This is a genomic window from Marinomonas sp. KMM3893, assembly GCF_004352855.1.
Classification (GTDB): domain Bacteria; phylum Pseudomonadota; class Gammaproteobacteria; order Pseudomonadales; family Marinomonadaceae; genus Marinomonas; species Marinomonas arenicola.
The window spans coordinates 398,382-414,365 of the sequence record NZ_SJSC01000003.1; the positions used below are offsets into that span (position 1 = coordinate 398,382).

Sequence of the window (15,984 nt, forward strand, 5' to 3'; positions counted from 1 at the left end):
CATGACAAAAAAATCGAATAAGATATCACAAAGTGATTTGGGTTTTTTGAACGATAAAAACTCAGCACTGATGTTAAAAACCCCGCGTGGTGGCCGCATCATTCTATGGGTTATTTTTATCTTTGTGGTGGCCGCCGTTATCTGGGCCGACAACACGGATTTTGATGAAATAACCGTCGGGGAAGGCAAGGTTATTCCTTCTAGCCAAGTTCAACAGATTCAGAACTTGGAAGGGGGTATCCTCAAAGAAATCAATACTCGTGTAGGCCAGACGGTTGAACGCGGTCAAATCCTGATGACGATAGAAAACACCGAAGCGGTTTCGTCTCTTAGAGAGCAAGAAGCGGAGTCGGTCAATTTACGAGCTCGCGCCACTCGCTTACAAGCGGAAGCATTAGGCAAAGAACCCAATTTTGATTCTGAAATGAGAGCCCTGCACCCGGATGTGGTTAGTCGAGAGATGGAGTTGTATAAAAACCGGGCGGCATCACTGCGCAGTAATCAACTTGTCTTCGATCAACAGGTGGCGCAAAAACAACAAGAAATAGTTGAGCAGAAAGCCAAATTAAGTAACCTACAGCGTAGCTTTGAATTATCAACAGAAGAGTTGAATTTAACGCGTCCGGCTTTTGAGCAAGGGGCGGTGTCGCGTGTTGAGTTGCTGCAACTAGAAAGACAGGTGAACCAACTTAAAGGGGATTTGGATGCAACTAAGTTGGCGCTACCCAGAGCGAGATCCGCTTTAAAAGAAGCGGAAAACAAGTTGAACGAGAGCACGACAAAGTTCCGCGCTGATGCGCAAGAGGATTTGACCAAAGTGCGCAGCAAGCTGGATCAGCTTCGTGAAGCCAATGTCTCCTTGCAAGATAAGGTATCTCGGACTCAAGTAAGGTCGCCTGTTAAAGGCATCGTGAAGCAGTTGCAGATTAACACCGTTGGGGGTGTTATCACGCCTGGTATGAATCTGCTGGAAATTGTTCCGATCGAAGACTCTTTATTAATAGAAGCAAAAGTAAGGCCTAAGGATATTGGCTTTATTAAACCTGGATTGCATGCGGTGGTGAAACTGACCGCGTATGACTTCTCTGTGTATGGTGGATTACAGGCGACGGTTGAAAATATCAGTGCCGATACCATAGTAGATGAAGAGGGGGAAAGTTTTTATCTAGTGCGAGTGAGAACAGACCGTAATTACTTGGGCAGTGACCAGCAAAATCTGCCTATTATTCCTGGTATGCAAGCGACAGTAGATGTCATCACAGGGAAGAAAACCTTGTTGGACTATTTGTTAAAACCGATTATCAAAGCCAAGCAAAATGCCTTGCACGAGAGATGATACAAAAGAGCACTGTGTTAGCGGAAAGAGTAACAAATTTTCACAGTCTGTTTTTTACATCGAGAGTAGAATGAATAGCAACAACAGAAGTAGGTGAGGGACGCTTTGAATATTTTGTGCTGGAATACTGATGACGCCGTATGGAATCATTGGGGAAAAGTAGTAAAAAAAGGGACTGTGTTGACTCGCGTTCTAGATATGCAAGACGTTCAATCTCATCTTGATGCAAAAGCAGATGGCGGCTTTCAATACTTTTTTGTGTTTTTAGAAGACGAGAATTTTTCCAAAAAAGTAGAAGATGTGGCGCGATTACGCCGTGCTTATCCGTCGATAAAAATAGTCGTTTTTCCTAATCAGCCAAGTCAGAATGCGGCATTAAGATTGCTTTCTCTTGGGGTTAGTGGGCAATGCTCACCTTATATTGCAAAAGAGCAGCTCGCCCTAGCCTTGTCCGTAATCGACGCTGGTGAAATATGGGGCGGTAAGCAGTTTATTCAAAATTTAATTGCCCAATCGCTACCTCAAGCGCAACAAATTGAAGATACTGAGTTGCTCATGACGCTGTCTGAACGAGAGCAAGATGTGGTGCGTTTTATTGCCCACGGACTCTCAAATAGGCAAATAGCTTATGAAATGGACATCACAGAAAGAACGGTAAAATCCCACCTTACCGCCATATTTAAAAAAACTCAGACCAAAGATCGCCTTTCGTTGGCTCTTTTGGTGCAAGGCTCGTCTTTTACGCACTAAGATATTCCCTATCGAATCACTGTATTGTGTTAGCTGCACCATCCGCGGCTAACGTATTTAATTCCATACAAAAAAACACCCTTCTCCAGCTTTGTTGCCATTAGGCTTCTGCACGCTGACGATCTGATTTAGCCTTTTCCTGTCTCATTATGGCGCACTTATTGCTTCATTAAGGTGTTTATAGCTGTTTTCGAGAGACTGCACATGACCCCCCCAGCCAAAGAATTGACTGTCATGCTTGTTGATAATGAGCCAGCCCGAGCGGCCATCGTAGAACAAGCTATGTTAGACAGCGGTTATCGAGTGATTCGGCGTCTTGAGAACGCGCGAAATTTGACCCAAGCCGTAACGGAAAGTCAGCCAGATATGGTGATTATTGATATTGAGTCGCCAGACAGAGATATGTTGGAGAATATGTCTCGCTTAACCAAAGACAACCCCAGACCGATTGTGATGTTCGCTGAAGAAGATGACTCCAAATACGTTGAAGCCGCGATCCGAGCAGGGGTGAGCGCTTATGTGGTAGATGGTGTGCAAAGTGGCAGTGTCAAAGCCTTGTTGCAAGTGGCCATTGCGCGTTTTCGGGAATTTCAGGCGCTCCGCTTGGAGCTGGACTCGGTGAAAAGTCAGCTTGAGGATAGAAAAGTCATAGAGAAGGCAAAAGGTCTAATTATGAAGCATCAAGCTTGTGATGAACCTGCGGCTTACCAAGCTTTAAGAAAGTTAGCCATGGATCGAAGTCAGCGCATGATCGATGTGGCAAGAAACGTCATCTCTGTCATGGAATTATTGGGGGAAGCAAAATGAGCGTGTTTGGTTCTAGCAAAGTGATAACGCACAGCGAGCCGGTCCGAGTCGGCTTTATTCCTTTAATTGATTGTGCGCCTTTTGTTGTTGCTCATGAAAAAGGCTTTTTTTCAGCTGAAGGGGTTCAAGTAACCCTGTCCAAAGAAGCCTCATGGGCGAGCATTAGAGATAAGGTTGCGTTTAATGTATTGGATGGGGCGCATATGCTGGCGTCATTACCGATAGCGGCAAGTTTGGGCATTGGGACCGTTAAAACGGCGATGGAAACCAGTTTTACAGTAAGTCACAACGGCAATGCGATTACCGTCAGCAATGCCTTGTATCAAAAACTGCTTAGCAACAGCAATGGTCCTGAAGATATCCGCTCAGGCGCGGCCTTAAAGCGCTTATTAGATAAAAAAGAGCCAACCGATCCAGCGCTTCGTTTTGCCATTGTTTACCCTTATTCTTCCCACAACTACCAACTTCGTGACTGGTTGGCTCAGGCTGGGATCGACCCAGATAAAGACCTCCAGATTATCGTTGTTTCACCTGCACAGATGGTCGATTATCTGAAAAAAAGTGAGATAGATGGTTATTGTGTTGGTGAGCCTTGGAACAGTTTGGCAGTCGAGCAGGGTGTGGGTCATATATTGGTGACTGGGTACGACTTATGGGGCAGTACGCCAGAAAAAGTATTTGGGGTGAATTCGCTCTGGGCGGCGCAACATCCAGAGGTGTATTTAGCCATGATACGCGCCCTTAATCGTGCCTGTCAGTGGGTCGATGATAAACAGAATCAGGCTGAATTATTGACCATATTGAGCCATCCAGATTATTTAAATTGTTCTGCTGAGCAGCTGATGTATGGCTTTAATACCTTGAAGCCAAAAGGGCAATTTGATTGGCCAATGGAAGCTTATCAGCGCTTTTCTGGGGTCGATATCAATCGGCCGTTGCCTAATTATGCATTATGGATAATGGCGCAGATGTCTCGATGGCAACAACTGGCACAACTTCCGCCTTTGAATCAAATTGTTGAGCAGGTGTATCGTCAAGATCTCTACTATCAAGCGCTTGGTCTAGCTCGACCTGAAGAGGCTGGTAGGAAAATCAGTGAAGAGCAAGAAAAAGCGTTTTTAACGGCGGTCACAGCGAATCGCGTTCAGTTGCACCCTGATGGGGTGTTACATGGTCTTCGTTTTTGATTAGTCATGGTGCAGGGTTGAAAAAATATGCCCAAAAATGATCTGCTTTATTGATACTAGATGACACACTTGTTTGCTGAATATGAATAAAATGATTAATAATCAATGGTTTATTTTTTTTGGCATGCTCCGTGCTTTATTAGGATTAAGAGAGTTATATAGACAGTCGGATAGAAAAACGCTTCCGATGACAGTTTGGTGAGGTTAGCAACGAGCGCTAATTATCACCCTAATTTTAGATTGTTCAGAGTTGAATGATCGAAGAATGGCAAAGGCGCCTGCGAACACATTGATTGTGATTCGCATGCGCCTTTTTTTGTTTTTACGCCTAAGCGGAGTGTTGATCATGAATTTGAGACCGAAGAGAGCCTTGTTACCTTTAGCGAAATTCGCAGTGGCGAGCAAAAAAATCACTGTGTCCTTACTTGTCGGGTCGGCGGTGTTTGCCGGTGTTGCGCACGCCGAGCTAGGTTACCCAGAAAAAGAAGAGCTGACATTTGGCTTTATTAAATTAACGGACATGGCGCCTCTTGCCATCGCTTACGAGAAGGGGTATTTCGAAGACGAAGGTTTGTATGTGACTTTGGAAGCGCAAGCGAACTGGAAAGTATTGCTGGATCGAGTGATTGATGGGCAGCTTGACGGGGCGCACATGCTTGCTGGGCAACCGCTGGGTGCGACCATTGGTTACGGCACCAAAGCGCACATAGTAACGGCATTTAGTATGGATCTAAATGGCAACGGCATTACGGTCTCCAATGATGTTTGGCAACAAATGAAACAGCATATTCCGGTCGGCGCAGATGGCAAACCGGTTCATCCGATCAGCGCGAGTGCTTTGAAGCCCGTGATTGAGAACTTTAAGGCACAAGGCAAACGCTTCAACATGGGAATGGTTTTTCCTGTCTCTACGCACAATTATGAGCTTCGTTATTGGTTGGCGGCAGGGGGCATTAACCCGGGGTATTACTCTCCTAAAAAGGGCGATGTCAGTGGTCAAATTAACGCCGATGCGTTCTTGTCGGTAACGCCACCTCCACAAATGCCCGCCACCATGGAAGCCGGTACGATTTCAGGTTATTGCGTGGGCGAACCTTGGAATCAGCAGGCTGTGTTTAAAGGCATTGGTGTGCCGGTTATCACAGATTATGAAATTTGGAAAAACAACCCAGAAAAAGTGTTTGGCGTGAGCCAAGCGTGGGCGGATAAGTATCCAAATACACACATCCATGTGGTGAAAGCCTTGATCCGAGCCGCCCAATGGCTGGATGAAAACAACAACGCCAATCGCCCTGAAGCAGTGAAAATACTGGCTCGTAGTGAATACGTGGGGGCCGATGAAAAAGTCATTGCCAACAGTATGACGGGGACCTTTGAATATGAAAAAGGGGACAAGCGCGAGATCCCTGACTTCAATGTCTTCTTCCGTCATCACGCTACCTACCCTTATTACAGCGATGCGATCTGGTATCTCACACAAATGCGCCGTTGGGGGCAAATTCCAGAGGCAAAATCGGATGACTGGTATATGGAAACCGCGAAAGAGGTGTACCGCCCAGACATTTATCAACAAGCCGCAGAGTCTTTAATTGAAGATGGTGTCATGACGGCCGCAGATTTCCCTGACTTTGCAACAGAAGATGGCTTTAAACCGCCTCAAAATGAGTTTATTGACCATGTGCTTTATGACGGCAAGCACCCGAATGCGTATCTAGACAGTTTCACCATAGGTTTAAAAGGCGATGACCAGATTTAGTTTTGGCCCTCTGGCTGCGAGCTTGGCTTGCAGCCTGTTTAATCTAAGCCACATCGCAATAGTGAGATTATTATGAAAACATCAATTGTATCAACGGCAATGTTTAAAGAGTGGCTGTCAGGCTTCTCTTTAAAATCGGTTTTCTTTCCTGTTTTTGGCATCCTTGTTTTCCTGCTTTTATGGCAAGTTGGTGCGAGTAAAGTGCACACCTCACTCGGCGTGTTTCCAGGCCCTGTGGTGGTGTACCAGCAATGGAATAGCTTGGTAGCGGATCATCAGCGGGAGAAGGTAAAAGAAGCCAAGTTTTATGAGCGTCAAGAAGTGCGCATTGCGAAGCGACAAGCGAAAGACCCAAGTTATGTTGGGACCATTCGCGGCTACACTGGCAAGCCGACTTTTTTCGAGCAAATATTCACCAGTCTTTATACCGTCTTAGCGGGCTTCGGATTGGCGTCATTAATCGCCGTGCCGGTGGGGATTTTAATTGGCTTAAACAGTTCGATCTACAGCGCTTTAAATCCGATCATTCAGATTTTTAAACCGGTCTCGCCGTTGGCGTGGCTGCCATTGGTCACCATGGTCGTGAGCGCAACCTATGTCACGAATGACCCCATGTTTTCTAAATCTTTTTTAACGTCGATGTTTACTGTCACGCTCTGTTGTATGTGGCCGACCTTGGTCAATACCGCGGTGGGTGTGGCGGCGGTTGATAAAGACCTTTTGAATGTGTCGAAAGTGTTGCAGCTGGGTTGGCTGACTCATGTGATCAAGATCGTCATTCCTTCAGCGATCCCCTTGATGTTTACCGGTCTGCGTTTGTCTCTTGGTATTGCGTGGATGGTATTGATTGCTGCAGAGATGCTGGCGCAAAACCCAGGCTTGGGTAAGTTTGTCTGGGATGAGTTTCAAAATGGCAGCTCGAATTCTTTAGGGCGCATTATGGTGGCGGTGTTGATGATTGGCTTTATCGGCTTTTTGTTAGACCGAGCGATGTTAACGGTTCAACGCTTTGTGTCTTGGGATAAAAGCCAAGTATTACGCTAATTAGGAGAAGAGTATGTCTACCCATCTTGATATCAGTAAAGTGTCGATTGAGTTTCCTACCGCGCATGGTCCTTTTAAAGCGTTGGATGGCGTCAGCCTTAAAATAGCCAAAGGGGAGTTTGTGTCTCTCATTGGTCACTCTGGTTGTGGTAAATCCACTGTATTGAACATTGTTGCCGGACTTTATGATGCGACAGAGGGCGGAGTGTTACTGGATGGCAAGGAAGTGCGCGGGCCAGGACCTGAAAGAGCGGTGGTGTTTCAGAATCATTCTTTGCTGCCTTGGCTGACCGCTTATGAAAATGTAGAGCTGGCGGTGAAGAGGGTGTTTAAAGGCAAAAAATCCAAAAAAGAAATGCACGAATGGATTTTGCACAATTTAGAGTTGGTGCACATGACGCACGCAGCGGACAAGCGACCGAATGAAATTTCTGGTGGTATGAAGCAGCGAGTAGGCATTGCCAGAGCGCTGGCGATGGAGCCCAGTGTACTACTAATGGACGAGCCATTTGGTGCTTTGGATGCGCTCACTCGAGCCCATTTACAAGACTCTTTGATGGACATTCAAAAAGACCTAAACAACACGGTGATCATGATTACCCACGATGTGGATGAAGCCGTATTACTGTCGGATCGCATCATCATGATGACGAATGGCCCTGCGGCCACGGTGGGCGAAATATTGAAAGTGGATTTGGAGCGCCCTAGGGATCGTTTGGCCTTGGCTAATGACCCTAAATATGTCAATTACAGAGCCCAGGTTCTAACTTTCTTATATGAAAAACAGCGCAAAGTTGAGCCTATTGTTTCCGTCTCTAAGGCCAGTAAAAAGACGTGTCAGCAAGCTGCGAGCGCATGAATAAGCCAATGTTAAGCGTACCAGAGACAGATATTTCAAGGGCAAATCAGCAGGAGGTGGGCAGTGCATAAAGTCGTCAAAACGCCTGTTAAAGAGCGCCTAGTGATTGTCGGTGGAGGGATGGCTGGCAGTAAACTCGCTTATGAATTATGTCGTCAGCAGAGCGAGCGCTTTCACATTACCTTGATAGGCGAAGAGCCGCAGCTTGGTTACAACCGCATTATGTTGTCTTCTTTGTTGGCGGAGGAGATTTCATCGGCCGACATGGCTTTGGTGAACCTTGAAGAAATGGTCTTATCTGGTGCCACTCTTATATCAGGTGACCCTGTTCAGGGCATTTCAGTTGAGAAAAAAAGCCTTACTTTACTGAGTGGCATGGTGATGTCTTACGATAAGTTAATCATTGCCACAGGCTCTCGCGCCACCATGCTGCCGATTGACGGTGCACAGGCAAGCAACGTGATAGGGTTTCGACAATGGCAAGACGTGAACTTGATGTCCGCCATAAAAGGCTCTCAGCCTGTTAGTGTGATTGGTGGTGGTTTGCTGGGGCTGGAAGCCGCCGTTGGTTTGGCCAAGCGAGGTCATCAAGTCACTGTGTTTCATCGTTCTAAGTGGTTATTAAACAGACAGCTCGACACAGAATCGGCACGCTTGTTGCAGAGAAAATTAGAAACAATGGGCGTTCATTTTCGTTTAGGGACAAGCCCACAAACCTTGTTACAAAACGAAAAGGGTCTTGTTTCGCACGTCAAATTGCCGGATGGGGAGCAGATAGCAACCAAGATGGTGGTTATGGCCGCAGGCATTACACCAGAAGTGGCATTAGGCAAAAAGGCAGGGCTTCAAGTTAACCGAGCGATCCTTGTGGATGCGCAGATGAAGACCTCTTGCCAAGATATTTTTGCCCTAGGTGAGTGTTGCGAATTTGACGATCAAACCTTTGGGTTAGTGGCTCCGATTTGGACGCAAATAAAGGTATTGCTTGCCGTGCTGGCTGGCAATCAAGCTCGATTCTTGATCGAGCCCGTACCAACAAAACTAAAAGTATCAGGTGTGAATCTTTTCTCCGTTGGAAGGATTCAGCCTAATCAAGATGATAATTGCATCGTATTTAACGATGTAGGATCCAATCATTATCGCAAACTGGTGGTCAACGATGGCTTACTGGTGGGCGCAATTCTTTATGGCAACGTCGCCGATGGTAGCTGGTATTTCCAGCTGATTCAAAATAAGACCAATGTCTCTGACATGCTTGATTTACTGGTCTTTGGCGAAGCGTACTGCCAATCCAAAGTTGCCTAAAACAAGCCTTTCTAGACGCTGTCAGCCTACGGGCAAACGGATACTGGTGAGAGGAAAATAAGATGATTTCAAAGACATCAAACAGAGCACTTAAGCCGCATTTAGTCGTTATTGGTAATGGTATGGTCGGGCACCATTTCATCGAGCAATTGATCGCTCAGGGTGGTCAGGACCTGTATCAGATAACGGTATTGGGCGAAGAACCTCATTTGGCTTATGACCGTGTTCATTTAAGCGAGTATTTTTCAGGTAAAGGCGCCGCCGATTTGGCCATGACGGATGGCTCATTATACGATGAAAATGGCATTCGTTATTTTACCAGCAGCCAAGTCACAGAGATCCACAGAGAGGCGAAAACGCTTACCTTAGAAACAGGAGAGTTTCTGCCATACGACAAATTGGTATTGGCAACAGGGTCTTATCCTTTTGTGCCTCCTATTGCTGGTCATCAGCGTGATAACACGTTTGTTTATCGCACCCTAGAAGACCTTGATGCGATTAGAGCATGCGCTCAACATGCCACCCGAGGCACTGTGGTCGGTGGTGGTTTGCTAGGTCTTGAGGCCGCCAATGCACTTAAGCAGTTAGGGCTTGAAACCAGTGTGGTGGAGTTTGCCCCGCGATTAATGCCCGTGCAGCTGGATGAAAGCGGCGGCGAAGTGCTGAAAGTCATGATCGAAAAGTTGGGCGTTAGCGTCTACGCCAATACCGTGACGCAAGAAATCATTGATGGGGATGACGCGTACCACAGGATGAATTTTGCTGATGGTAGCCATCTAGAAACGGATCTTATTTTATTTTCTGCAGGGATACGTCCACAAGACGCTTTGGCGAAACAGTCTGGATTGACGGTGGGGGAGCGAGGCGGGATTGCCATCAACAACCATTGTCAGACCAGCGATGATTCCGTGTATGCGATTGGCGAGTGTGCGCTTTGGAATAATCGTATCTTTGGTTTGGTGGCGCCTGGCTACACTATGGCGAAAACGGCGGCGGGGCACCTGTTAGGGGACGCATCCTTGTCTTTCACCGGCGCCGACATGAGTACGAAATTGAAATTGTTGGGGTGCGATGTTGGCTCCATTGGCGATGCACATGGGCAGTCTCAGGGTTGTAAGGTCTTTGTTTACCAAGATGAAATGAGCCAAAGCTACCGGAAAATGGTGGTCTCTGAAGACGGTAAAAAGCTGCTAGGTGCCGTGTTAGTGGGTGACAACAGTTACTACGATACCTTATTGCAGTATTTCTTAAACGCCATCGATTTGCCTGACCAAGCTCAATCATTGATTTTGCCAGCCATGGGCGATGCTCCGGTGGGCTTAGGCGTCGATGCTTTGCCTGCAACGGCGTCTATTTGCAGTTGTCATAATGTTTCCAAACAAGATATCAGCGATGCCGTATGCAAGGGTGCGCTGTCTGTCGGTGATGTGAAAGGCGTGACCAAAGCGGCGACAGGCTGCGGTGGCTGTGCCGCTTTGCTGAAAAAAGTGGTGGACAATGAGCTGCTTTCTTTAGGCGTAGAGGTGAGTACGGATTTGTGTGAGCATTTCGCGTATACCCGCCAAGATCTGTATAACCTGATCAAGGTCGAAGAAATCAAAAGTTTTAAAGCCTTATTGGCCAAGCATGGTAAAGGTCACGGTTGTGATATCTGTAAGCCAGCGGTTGGGTCAATTCTAGCCAGTGTTTGGAACGATTATGTGCTGAAAAAAGAACATATTTCGTTGCAAGACACCAATGACCGATTCTTAGCCAATATGCAAAAAGACGGTACCTATTCTATTGTGCCGCGTATTCCTGGCGGAGAAATCACGCCGGAAAAACTCATCGTGCTGGGAGAAGTTGCCCAGCAGTATAAGCTCTATACCAAGGTGACGGGCGGGCAGAGAATTGATTTGTTTGGTGCGACCTTGTCTCAGTTACCGGCAATCTGGAAACAGCTTATTGACGCAGGCTTTGAAACGGGCCAAGCCTATGGGAAATCTTTACGAACCGTAAAATCTTGTGTGGGCAGTACTTGGTGTCGTTATGGTGTGAACGACAGTATGACCATGGCGATTGATCTTGAGAATCGCTACAAAGGCCTTCGATCCCCTCATAAAATCAAGTTTGCGGTGTCTGGCTGTACGCGTGAATGCGCAGAGGCACAGAGTAAAGACATCGGGGTGATTGCGACGGAGGGCGGATGGAATCTGTACGTTTGTGGAAACGGCGGGATGAAGCCGCGCCATGGGGATTTGTTCGCGACGGATTTAGACGATGCGACCTTGGTGAAATACATTGACCGAGTTCTGATGTTTTACACCAAAACCGCCGATCGATTGCAACGTACTTCCGTGTGGATGGAAGGACTTGAGGGCGGTTTGGATTACCTTAAAAGCGTGGTGATCGAAGACAAGCTTGGAATGTGCGCAGAGCTGGAGGCGCAAATGCAGGCCGTGGTTGATACCTTCCAGTGCGAATGGAAAACCACCTTAGAAGATGACGAGGCGCTGAAAACATTCCGCCAATTTGTGAACAGCGAAGGCGAAGACACTAATGTGGTGTTTGTTGAAGAGCGTAACCAAGTGCGCCCAGCAACCGATTTAGAAAAGCAGCAACTGATCGCAAAAGTAGGCTAGGGAGAACAGCAATGCAGTGGAATTTAATTTGTAAGCAAAGTGATCTAGTCGTCGATGCGGGTGTCGCCGCAATGGTAAACGGCAAACAGGTGGCCTTGTTTTATGTGCCAGCCGCACCAGAGCAGGTGTTTGCCATTGGCAATTGGGACCCGATTGGCAAAGCCAATGTGTTATCGCGAGGTTTAGTGACGCACCTACAGGGGCAGTGGTCGGTGGCAAGTCCCTTGTACAAGCAGCATTATTCTTTATTGGATGGTCAGTGTGTAGAAGAAGACGTTAAAGTGCCTGCTTGGCCGACGAAGTTGGTTGATGGCAAGGTCTACATTCGACAGCCTGATTAATATTGGGCAGGCGTGGCACCTTTATGGTGCACTTAGAGTAAGCAAAAGATGCCTTTTTGATTGGTGTTTTTTATATTGGTTTGATGGATTGTTAAGTTGTTGATTTATATGTGATTTATATTTTTACGTAAAGTCATAAATATTGGCCTGTGTTTTGCATTTATCTAAGCATACTGCACCGAGGGCCGATGAAGGCTGTCATATAAAGCAGACGAATATCATAAAAAGGCAACGAAGCCCAACCGCATTGAGATCAATGCGGTTGGGCTTTTTTTCGTTTAGGAGCAAGCCATGACAACAACAGTGAAAACAACGTGCCCCTATTGTGGTGTCGGGTGCGGCGTTAACTTGAGCCTGCCTGCGAACCCTAATGAGGTTGTTCCTCCGGTGTCTGGTGACCTTGATCATCCTGCTAATTTTGGGCGTTTGTGTGTGAAAGGCAGCAGCTTGGCGCAAACCATCAAGTCAGACGATCGCTTGCTGTCGCCACAGATTGACGGCCAAGTAGCAACATGGGCGCGCGCGATTGACACCATTGCTGACAAGATTTCGCAAGTGGTGAAAGATCATGGGCCCGATGCGTTCGCGTTTTATCTGTCTGGGCAAATTCTCACAGAAGATTATTATGTGGCGAATAAACTGGCGAAAGGTTTCATTGGTACCGCCAATGTGGACACCAATTCCAGGCTTTGTATGGCGTCTGCCGTGGTGGGGTATAAAAGAGCGTTTGGGTCAGATACGGTGCCTTGCAATTACGATGATCTAGAGCGCTGTGATTTGCTGATTATGGTGGGCTCGAACGCCGCATGGACACACCCCATTTTGTTTCAGCGAATGGTTGCCGCGAAACAACAGCGACCCTCTATGAAAATCGTAGTGATAGACCCAAGGGCCACGGCGACCTGCGATATTGCTGATTTGCATCTGGCGATTCGCCCAGGGTCAGACGCGGCGATTTTTTCTTTTTTATTGCAGGAGTCGGCTCGCATGGGGCTGGTGGATGACGTTTTTGTCGCCCAGCATACCAACCAATTTGAAGCCACCTTGCAGCAGGCGATGGAGTCCACTCCAGATGTGGCCAGCACAGCCGCATTTTGTGGTGTGGATGAGCACGATTTGATGACGCTTTCTCAGTGGTGGGCGAGCAACGATAAGGCGGTGACCTTCTACTCCCAAGGCGTGAACCAATCCTCCTCAGGGGTGGATAAATGCAACGCCATTATTAATTGTCATTTGGCGACCGCTCGACTTGGAAAAGAAGGCGCTGGGCCTTTTTCCATTACCGGTCAGCCTAATGCCATGGGAGGGCGTGAAGTGGGTGGTTTGGCGAATCAGTTAGCGGCCCATATGGATTTTGCTACACCGGGCGCTTTGGATCTGGTGCAGCGTTTTTGGCAGGCGCCGAACATGGCCACGCAAAATGGTTTAAAGGCGGTGGATTTGTTTCAGGCGATTGAGGCTGGAAAAGTAAAGGTGCTGTGGATTATGTCCACTAATCCCATGGTGAGTTTGCCGGATACTGCGCAAGTAAGGCGCGCATTGGAAAAGTGCGAATTGGTGATTGTTAGCGATTGCAAGGCGCACACAGACACCACGGCCATGGCGGATGTGCTATTGCCAGCCACAGGTTGGAGTGAAAAAGACGGTACTGTCACCAATTCTGAGCGCAGGATCTCTCGTCAGCGCGGATTGTTGCCAGCGCCGGGTGACGCAAAACACGACTGGTGGGCGATTTGTGAAGTCGCCAAAGCCATGGGGTACGGTTCGGCGTTTGACTATCAAGGTGTGCATGAGATTTTTGCGGAGCATGCTGGGCTGTCTGCTTTTGAAAATAATGGCACCCGGGATTTTGATATTGGTCATTATCGCCATATCACTCAAGCCCAGTACGATGGCTTCACACCGACCCAGTGGCCAGTGCCGGAAGGCAAGCCAGAAGGGACCAAACGCATGTTTGCCGACGGTCATTTTTTTACTCAGGATGGTCGCGCGCAATTTGTCCCTATCAAACCCAGCTTGCCTGCGCTCAAGGTCACCCAACAATGGCCGTTTGTGTTAAATACTGGCCGAGTCCGCGACCAATGGCACACCATGACGCGAACCGGTGATGCCCCATCGTTAGCAAAACACACGGCACAACCCTATGTGGATATTCACCCAGAAGACGCACAGCGACTGGGTATTATCGACGGAGCATTAACGCGCCTGAGTTCGCCTCACGGTGAGGTGAGATTAAAAGCCAAAGTGACCAAGAGCACGGCTCAAGGTCAGATATTTGTGCCAATTCATTGGACGCAGCAATTTGCTAACGCGGCCGTCGTTTCCAACCTGATTCCACAAACAGTCGACCCATTATCAGGCCAGCCTGAGTCTAAGCATGGCGTTGTGCAAGTGGAGCGTATCCCACTGTTGCAGTATGCATTGGTGGTGTCTTCACGGCCGCAATCCTTCCCTGAGGCATTGTATTGGTGTGTGATTCCTTCTGATCAAGGCTTTCGGTATGAGGTGGTTTGGCCCAATGGCGTTCACCTAGCAAGGTTGAAAGAAGCCTTTTCGCCATGGCAAGAAGCGCTGTGTGTTGAGGGGAATCATTGGCTGGAATACACAAACCCCATGACGGGGCAGTTGCGTTTGGCTTGTTTGGCTGGTGGCCGGCTTGATACGGTTGTGTATTTGAGTCATCAGCCTGAAGTGGTGTCAGCGGATTGGTTACTGTCTAAATTGGCCTCAAGTGATGCGCTGTCAGAGCTGGATCGCATCGCGCTATTGGTTGGTTTGCCAGCCAATGTTGAAGATAAAGGGAATATTGTCTGCTCTTGTTATCAAATCGGTAGTAAACAAATCGAGAAAGCCATAGCATCGGGGGCTGAGACCGTTGAAGCACTGGGCGCGGTTCTCAAATGCGGCACCAATTGTGGTTCCTGCATCCCTGAATTGAAACACTTTATACCGAAAAGAATGGAGCTATCTGCATGAGTCAGGCGTTTACGCAATTTGTTAAAATACTAGGTCGTGGAAGAAAAGGGGCCCGTAGTTTAACGGAACAAGAAGCGGAACAAGCGATGTGGCTTATCCTTACAGAGACGGTGGCACCAGAACAAATAGGCGCCTTTTGGATGTTGATTCGCATACGTGAAGAAACAGTCGATGAAACCGTAGGCTTTACTCGAGCAACGCGTCGTTTTTTAGCCGAGCGCGGAGGCATTGAGCATAAAGTACAGCTGGATTGGCCGAGTTATGCAGGTAAGCGCAATGAATTGCCATGGTTTTTATTGGCGGCGTTGGCATTGGCGAATGATGGCGTGAAAACCGTGATGCACGGTCATTCTTTTCGTGGCGAAGAACGTATTTATGTGGATCAGGTGCTAAAGGCTTTTAATTGGCCTTTGTGTCAGACTCGATCCGAGGTGGATGAGCAGTTAGAACTGCGTAATTTTGCCTATATTGCGCTGGCGAACATCGACGCCAAACTCAGTGACATGATGGACCTAAAATATTTGTTAGGTTTGCGTTCGCCAGTGAATACCGTGGTTCGTATGATGAACCCATTTGGCGGTGAACACAGTGTTCATGGGGTGTTTCATAAGGGCTACGATGATTTGCATTTGGAGGCCACTGGGCAGTTAGGCGATCCTTCCGTGTTGGTGTTTCGTGGTGGCAATGGGGAAGCCGAAGTGAACCCAGAGCGTGATGTGGTGTTGGGCAAACACCAGCAAGGTGTGTCTTCTCGGACGAGCTGGCCGAAAGCTGAGCGCGAGCATAAACGACTCAAAGACAATTTGGATTTGGCACGTTTAGCGGAGCATTGGCAAGGCGTGAGCCTGGACCCGTTTGGGGAACAAGCTGTAAGGCAAACGCTGGCGTCGGTGGCCGGTTTGGTGTTCAAGGTGGAATCCCACGAAGCTTGCTTGAGCTTGGCTGATACGATCTGGTCAAAACGGGACAAAAGTGCCTTGTCATTGCAAGAGGCGCTCTAAT

12 protein-coding genes are annotated in these 15,984 nt (G+C 47.8%); all 12 read left to right on the forward strand.

Annotated elements, in window-relative coordinates:
- The first annotated feature begins 1 nt into the window (after position 1).
- The 12 genes from E0D71_RS09745 (at position 2) to E0D71_RS09800 (ending at position 15,983) form a co-directional block, all read left to right on the forward strand.
- Positions 2-1,336, forward strand: a complete 1,335-nt coding sequence (locus E0D71_RS09745) for an HlyD family type I secretion periplasmic adaptor subunit (protein ID WP_133003116.1) — start codon at positions 2-4, stop codon at positions 1,334-1,336.
- Positions 1,337-1,441: 105 nt separating this feature from the next.
- Positions 1,442-2,086 carry a response regulator transcription factor gene (locus tag E0D71_RS09750; protein ID WP_133003117.1) on the forward strand — a complete coding sequence of 215 codons (645 nt, stop codon included), beginning with the start codon at positions 1,442-1,444 and terminating at the stop codon, positions 2,084-2,086.
- 204 nt (positions 2,087-2,290) lie between these two features.
- Positions 2,291-2,893, forward strand: a complete 603-nt coding sequence (locus tag E0D71_RS09755; protein ID WP_165942980.1) for an ANTAR domain-containing protein — start codon at positions 2,291-2,293, stop codon at positions 2,891-2,893.
- A complete protein-coding gene (locus E0D71_RS09760; protein WP_133003118.1) occupies positions 2,890-4,080 on the forward strand; it encodes a CmpA/NrtA family ABC transporter substrate-binding protein in 1,191 nt (396 codons plus the stop codon). Before E0D71_RS09755 ends, E0D71_RS09760 begins: the two co-directional genes overlap by 4 nt.
- Before the next feature lie 346 nt (positions 4,081-4,426).
- Positions 4,427-5,836: a CmpA/NrtA family ABC transporter substrate-binding protein gene (locus E0D71_RS09765; RefSeq protein WP_133003350.1), complete on the forward strand. Its 1,410-nt coding sequence runs from the start codon at positions 4,427-4,429 to the stop codon at positions 5,834-5,836.
- A gap of 72 nt (positions 5,837-5,908) precedes the next feature.
- Positions 5,909-6,880, forward strand: coding sequence for an ABC transporter permease (locus E0D71_RS09770; RefSeq protein ID WP_133003119.1), 972 nt, complete (start codon positions 5,909-5,911; stop codon positions 6,878-6,880).
- 13 nt (positions 6,881-6,893) lie between these two features.
- Entirely contained in the window at positions 6,894-7,739 is an 846-nt protein-coding gene (locus E0D71_RS09775; protein WP_133003120.1) for an ABC transporter ATP-binding protein, read from the forward strand.
- A 63-nt stretch (positions 7,740-7,802) separates the two neighbouring features.
- The gene (locus E0D71_RS09780) at positions 7,803-9,044 is read left to right on the forward strand and encodes an FAD-dependent oxidoreductase (RefSeq protein WP_243712011.1); all 1,242 of its coding nucleotides are present in this window, start codon (positions 7,803-7,805) and stop codon (positions 9,042-9,044) included.
- Between the two features lie 62 nt (positions 9,045-9,106).
- On the forward strand, positions 9,107-11,665 hold the full coding sequence (nirB, locus tag E0D71_RS09785) for a nitrite reductase large subunit NirB (protein WP_133003121.1): 2,559 nt from the start codon (positions 9,107-9,109) through the stop codon (positions 11,663-11,665).
- Between the two features lie 11 nt (positions 11,666-11,676).
- Positions 11,677-12,006 (forward strand): nitrite reductase small subunit NirD, encoded by a 330-nt coding sequence (nirD, locus tag E0D71_RS09790; RefSeq protein WP_133003122.1) that lies wholly within the window; start codon positions 11,677-11,679, stop codon positions 12,004-12,006.
- A gap of 291 nt (positions 12,007-12,297) precedes the next feature.
- Positions 12,298-14,982 (forward strand): nitrate reductase, encoded by a 2,685-nt coding sequence (locus tag E0D71_RS09795; protein WP_133003123.1) that lies wholly within the window; start codon positions 12,298-12,300, stop codon positions 14,980-14,982.
- Positions 14,979-15,983 (forward strand): glycosyl transferase family protein, encoded by a 1,005-nt coding sequence (locus E0D71_RS09800; RefSeq protein ID WP_133003124.1) that lies wholly within the window; start codon positions 14,979-14,981, stop codon positions 15,981-15,983. The genes E0D71_RS09795 and E0D71_RS09800 overlap by 4 nt, the downstream gene beginning before the upstream one ends.
- Position 15,984 lies beyond the last annotated feature (1 nt).

Bases quoted from the DNA above. Each gene is read 5' to 3' on its own strand.
- E0D71_RS09775 (WP_133003120.1), top strand. From the start codon at position 6,894: ATGTCTACCCATCTTGATATCAGTAAAGTGTCGATTGAGTTTCCTACC.
- E0D71_RS09745 (WP_133003116.1), top strand. From the start codon at position 2: ATGACAAAAAAATCGAATAAGATATCACAAAGTGATTTGGGTTTTTTG.
- E0D71_RS09755 (WP_165942980.1), top strand. From the start codon at position 2,291: ATGACCCCCCCAGCCAAAGAATTGACTGTCATGCTTGTTGATAATGAG.
- E0D71_RS09760 (WP_133003118.1), top strand. From the start codon at position 2,890: ATGAGCGTGTTTGGTTCTAGCAAAGTGATAACGCACAGCGAGCCGGTC.
- E0D71_RS09800 (WP_133003124.1), top strand. From the start codon at position 14,979: ATGAGTCAGGCGTTTACGCAATTTGTTAAAATACTAGGTCGTGGAAGA.
- E0D71_RS09765 (WP_133003350.1), top strand. From the start codon at position 4,427: ATGAATTTGAGACCGAAGAGAGCCTTGTTACCTTTAGCGAAATTCGCA.
- E0D71_RS09770 (WP_133003119.1), top strand. From the start codon at position 5,909: ATGAAAACATCAATTGTATCAACGGCAATGTTTAAAGAGTGGCTGTCA.
- nirB (WP_133003121.1), top strand. From the start codon at position 9,107: ATGATTTCAAAGACATCAAACAGAGCACTTAAGCCGCATTTAGTCGTT.
- nirD (WP_133003122.1), top strand. From the start codon at position 11,677: ATGCAGTGGAATTTAATTTGTAAGCAAAGTGATCTAGTCGTCGATGCG.
- E0D71_RS09795 (WP_133003123.1), top strand. From the start codon at position 12,298: ATGACAACAACAGTGAAAACAACGTGCCCCTATTGTGGTGTCGGGTGC.